This window comes from Streptomyces sp. NPDC001156, assembly GCF_053598275.1.
The window spans coordinates 1-5,008 of sequence record NZ_JBSFJX010000359.1 but is presented as its reverse complement, the minus strand read 5'-3'; the positions used below and the strand labels follow the sequence as shown (position 1 = coordinate 5,008).

4 protein-coding genes are annotated in these 5,008 nt (G+C 73.8%); all 4 read right to left on the bottom strand.

Going from position 1 to position 5,008, the window contains the following annotated elements; genetic code table 11:
• Nucleotides 1-153: 153 nt before the first annotated feature.
• Nucleotides 154-1,188, bottom strand: coding sequence for an SDR family oxidoreductase (locus ACWDA7_RS50240; RefSeq protein ID WP_450614578.1), 1,035 nt, complete (start codon nt 1,186-1,188; stop codon nt 154-156).
• Nucleotides 1,189-1,191: 3 nt separating this feature from the next.
• A complete protein-coding gene (locus ACWDA7_RS50235; protein WP_450614576.1) occupies nt 1,192-1,665 on the bottom strand; it encodes a phage holin family protein in 474 nt (157 codons plus the stop codon).
• Between the two features lie 211 nt (nt 1,666-1,876).
• Nucleotides 1,877-3,850 carry a DUF5107 domain-containing protein gene (locus ACWDA7_RS50230; RefSeq protein WP_450614574.1) on the bottom strand — a complete coding sequence of 658 codons (1,974 nt, stop codon included), beginning with the start codon at nt 3,848-3,850 and terminating at the stop codon, nt 1,877-1,879.
• A 231-nt stretch (nt 3,851-4,081) separates the two neighbouring features.
• The gene (locus tag ACWDA7_RS50225; protein WP_359411650.1) at nt 4,082-4,627 is read right to left on the bottom strand and encodes a GNAT family N-acetyltransferase; all 546 of its coding nucleotides are present in this window, start codon (nt 4,625-4,627) and stop codon (nt 4,082-4,084) included.
• Between the last annotated feature and the right edge of the window lie 381 nt (nt 4,628-5,008).

Genomic DNA, 5,008 nt, shown 5'->3' with positions numbered 1-5,008 from the left:
TTCGGGGGCCCCCCCCGCGCCGGGTTACGGCCCCGGCTCCCCGGGGCGCCCCGCGGCGCGCCGCGCCCCGCGCCACCCCCGGTCGCCTGCCGTTTTCGGCCCTCCGTGGCCCGACGGCCGATCTGCCGTGGTCAGGCCTCCGGGACCGATACGTCAGCCACGGCGGCGGAGACCGGCGGTCACCACGGTGGCCAGGCCGCCCACGAGCAGCCCAGCGCCGATCCTGGCCCGGTTCCGGGACAGCCATTCCTCCGGGCTGCCGTACAGGGCCTGGCCGTCGAACCGGCCGTGCGCGCCGAAGTCCCGGCCGTGCGGACCGTCGGCGGGCGACCAGAGGTTCCCCGTGCTCTCGTGCTCACCCTTGTCCTGCTGCGCGTCGTATCCGGTGCGGGCGAGATAGCGGTCCAGCAGCCCCGGGGCCATGGCGTTGGCGATCAGTGTGGCCGCCGTCGAGCCACCCACCCAGTACTCCCGGCGCCGCGGGTGCCCGGCCGCGTGGACGATCGCGCGTGCGGCGACCTCGGGCTGGTAGACCGGCGCGACCGGTCGCGCCCGGCCGGGCATCCGGTTCAGCACCCAGTCGAACTGCGGGGTGTTGAGGGCGGGCAGCTGCACCATCGTCGTCCGCACCCGGGAACCGTCGTGCAGCAACTCGCACCGCAGCGACTCGTTGAAGCCCTGGATCGCGTGCTTGGCACCGCAGTACGCCGACTGCAGCGGGATCCCCCGGTACGCCAGCGCCGACCCGACCTGGACGATCGTGCCGTGGTCCGCGGGCAGCATGTGCCGCAGCGCGGCCCGCGTGCCGAACACACAGCCGAGGTACGTCACTTCGGTGACCCGGCGGAACTCGTCCGGCGCGACCTGTGTGAACGGTGCGAAGACACCGGCGAAGGCGTTGTTGACCCAGACGTCGATGCGCCCGAACACGTCTACGATCTGCTGCGCCGCGTCCTCGACCGCCCGCGCGTCGGCGACGTCGACGGGGACGACGAGCGCCTCACCGCCGGCGCGCCTCACCTCGTCCGCGGCCGCGGCGAGGCCCTCGCGGCCCCGGGCCAGCAGGGCGACCCGGTCGCCACGGGCGGCGAAGGCCAGAGCCGTGGCCCGGCCCACGCCTCCGCTGGCCCCGGTCACCACGACCGTTTTGCGGTGCCTCGGCAGGGCTCCCGACCACGCCCCGGTCATCGCTCACCGGGCCCGGTGGTGCGGGGCTTCGGGGTCCGGACCCGGCCCAGCCGTCCCCGGAGCACCGGGTGCGGAGGGCGGTACCGGCGGGTAAAGCATGCCGGCCCCGCTCGACGGCGCGCCGGGCGCCGTGGCGCCCAGGGTCCTGCCCTCGGCGCCCGTCGTAGCGGACCCGTGGTGGTGGCCGCCGGCGCGGGCAGCGCCGCGCAGCAGGTATGCCGCCACGCCCAGCACCGCCGCCGTGATCAGCGCCGCGGCCCACGCGGGCAGACCGAGGGAGAGCGCGAGGCCCAGAGCGAGCGCCACCGCGGCGCCCGCGTACAGGCCGACGGCACCGGACGCGGCGTACAGCGCTGCCGTGCGGCGCTGCTTGCGCGTCTGCTCGCGCAGCTCGTCGCGTACGGCCTCACGGGCCACCTGTGCCAGCTCATCGACCAGGACCTTGTCCAGATGTTCCAGATGATCCAAGCGGTTCATGCCCGCCGGGTACCCGGGCCGGGACATGCCTAACGCCTCGGGGGCGGGCTCGCCCCGCCCCTCGCAGCCCGGGACACATCCGCGGCGATCTCCCGCGGGCCGTTCCAACCAGGCTCGTGCGCAGGGAGATTCCCGAGCCGCGCCGGGGTGCCCCCATCCGAACGGGATCGGGGGTGAGGTATCCGCGTGGGCGACCTGACGGCCGGCCCTGTCACACCGGCCGGTCCCCCTCCTCGGGCCGCATCCGGAAGTCGTACCGTGCCGGCAGCGGGTCGTCGGTGACCCGGGCCCACAGCTCGCTGATCGTCTCCGCGCCCTCCCGCAGGTCCGCCACCTCGAACCCGGCGTCGAAGACGGCCCGTGCGCCTTCTGGATCGCCCTCGGCGAGCAGCAGCACCGCGCCGGTCAGCCGGAAGCGGCCGCGCTCGCGCGTCGCGGGATGCAGACGGTGCCACACGGCGCGCGCGTCGGCCACCCGCCCCACGGCCAGCAGCGCCTCGATCGTCTCGCGGCCGAGCGCCGTCGTGGCGGCCGTCCAGCTCTCCCCGTCGTCGCGTCGCTCCTGGCACAGGTCGTCGAAGGCCTCCGCCCAGCGGTCGGCGGCCCGCTGCCGGTCGCCGGCCTCCTTGTCCGCGACGGCGAGGCAGCGCAGCAACGGCCACAGGGACGGCGCGAGTTCGAGCGCGCGCTCCCAACTGCGCACGGCCTGGGCCCGATCGCCCGCATGCCACTGCGCGACCCCCAGGTGGTACTCCGTCAGCGGCCGGGCGGGCGCGGTCTCCAGCATGTCCCGCCAGTGCGGCGCCACCAGTGTCTCCCCGGGCGGGCCGACCCGTCGCGGCTCGGGGAAGGAACCCGTCCGCAGCAGCTCCCGCCACGGAGCCTGCGCGTCGCCGAGGGTCTGCTCATCGAACGGTGTGCCCGGCAGTTTGTCGCCGGTGCGCAGCACTTCCAGCGCGCCCCAGCCGGAGCCGACCGCGAGCACCTCGCCGGGTTCGGCGTCGGCGCAGGGCCGCCACTGCTCGTACGCCGCCTCGACCGCGGCGCGCGGCAGCGCGGCCTCGAGCCCGGCCTCGGCCCCCTCCAGAACGGCGGCCCACTCCCCCTCCCGCGCCGTGTTCATCGGCCCGTACGCCTCCAGCCACGACACCTCGCTCCCGGCGTCGAGCCGTACGTGCTCCAGTTGGGTGCGGGCGAGACCGGCCTGGATCTCGCAGTAGCCGCCGGTTCCCGGTTCGGTGAGCCATTCCTGCCAGCGGCGCCCGCCGGTGCCCGTGCCCCACACGAACAGCTTCCGCCCGCGCAGCACATCGGTGGACGTCTGCACCAGTCCGCTGCCGTCCTCGCCGAGCGCGGCGATCCAGCGGCGCCGTCCGTCGGGCACCTCGTAGAAGTGGTCGGCGGGGTGGACGCTGTTCGTGGGGTAGGTGCGGTCCACACCGTCGTACACGGGCATCGGGACCCGACTCAGCCGGCGGGTGTACCCGAAGTGCCACGCCTCGTCCGCCGGGGCCAGGACCCGGCACTCCTCGGGGACCGCGATGTTGGACCACCAGTACACGGGCGCGGGTTTCTCGTGCGGATTGCGGATGCGGACGCCGACGTACAGGAAGTCGGACCCCTCCGGCAGCCACAGGTCGACCTGGAAGGGCAGGTCGCGCAGGCGTTCCCACTCCCACAGGCGCAGCATGGGGCCGCCGTCCGGCGCGGTGACGCGGGCCGCGTGCAGGGGTGAGCAGGAGAGGGCCGTGTGCCCCGTGGCACCGATGTTCCACTCGATGCCGCCGGAGAACCAGGCGCCGTTGAGCGCGAAGCACGCGGGCTGGAACACCGGGTTGCGGTAGAGGAGTTCGCGGCCGGTCGGCTTGTGGAACAGCGACGCGATCCGCCCGCCGAGACCGGGGAGGACCGTGACGCGCAACCGGTCGTTCTCGATCACGAGGGTGTCCAGGTCCTGGGACTCCCGCGCTCTGCCGTAACCGTCCCTGACCCGCACGGGCAGCAGGCTGTGCAGCGGCGCGTAGCCGATCTGCCGGGCCATGTCGCCCGGCAGGTCCTCTCTGTCGCGGTCCTCGATGCGGTGCATCTCGTCGAGCGGCCGCAGCGGGGGCAGCGGATTGTCCGGGCCCAGCGCCGCGGCGGGCAGCGTCATTGCGTCCCGTCGGATGGTCGTCACCATCACCATGGAACCCGCCCGCCGCCGAGCCGACCAGGGTGCGTGCCGGTCAGGATTCCGCAAAGGAGGACACAGCCGCCTGCACGAGGAGCGTCCCGGCCGGGCTCTCCAGGCGCGGATCGGGGTCCTGGACAGTGCTGTGGAGGCCGGCGCGTCGTGGGGAGGCAGGCGGTGCGGGGGCCGGTGGGCTCAGGCCCAGGTCGGTGGGAGCGTCCGGGGCGACACGCGTACGCGTCCCGCTCACCTGCCGACCATCTCGACGGTGATGGCCCAGCGCTCATGGTCCCGCCAGGCCCCGTCGACGTAGATCATGTCCGGGGAGAAGCCCTCGAGGCGGAAGCCGCAGCGCCGGGCGAGGGCGATCGAGGCCGCGTTGCCCGGCTGCACATTGATCTCGAGGCGGTGCAGCCTCATGGGTCCGAAGGCGTACCGCACCACCAGGCCGAGTCCCTCCGCCATCAGCCCACGCCCGGCGGCGTGTGCGAAGGCGCCGTAGCCGAGAGCACCGCACAGGAAGCCGCCCTCGACGATGTTGTTGATGTTGATGAACCCGGCGATGCCCCCGCTCTCCTTCTCGCACACCAGGAATCCCGCCCGCGTGGGGTCCTGGATCAGCCGTCCGGCGTAGCCGACGTAGGCCTCCGCGCTGGTCGGCGGGTACAGCCACGGGTGATGCAGATCCTTGCTCTCCCGCGCCCGGGCGGTGAACTCGGCCTCGTCCTCGTAGGTGAAGTGGCGTATGCCCACACGGGGGCCTTCGGCGAGGTATCCACGGGTCTTAGGCACCTCGCCACAGTACGTGCAGGGCGTCACCCGTGCCGACCCGTCAGCGGCACCGACCACGCCGGTGCCCGGCGGCACCGGCCACGGCGGCATGGTCACCAGGGGGCACAAGCGGCGTGATCCCGGTCTGCGGCGTGATCCCGGTCTTACGGGTGCTTCCGAAACGCTTTCGGACACGCGAACCGGCCCTAACCTGATCGGGGCCGGACGACGCCCCTTCGAGGGACGGTTGACGGGTCTCGCGGGCCGGCCGTCGGCCGGGGAGAACCCCCGGCCGCACAGCCGCGCACCGGCTAAGAGGTATCCCGTAATGCGGGGTGAGGTGGGCCTTGCCGGGGTGGGTGCTGCGGTTACCGGACGTCGAGTTTGAGGTTGTGTAGTGCT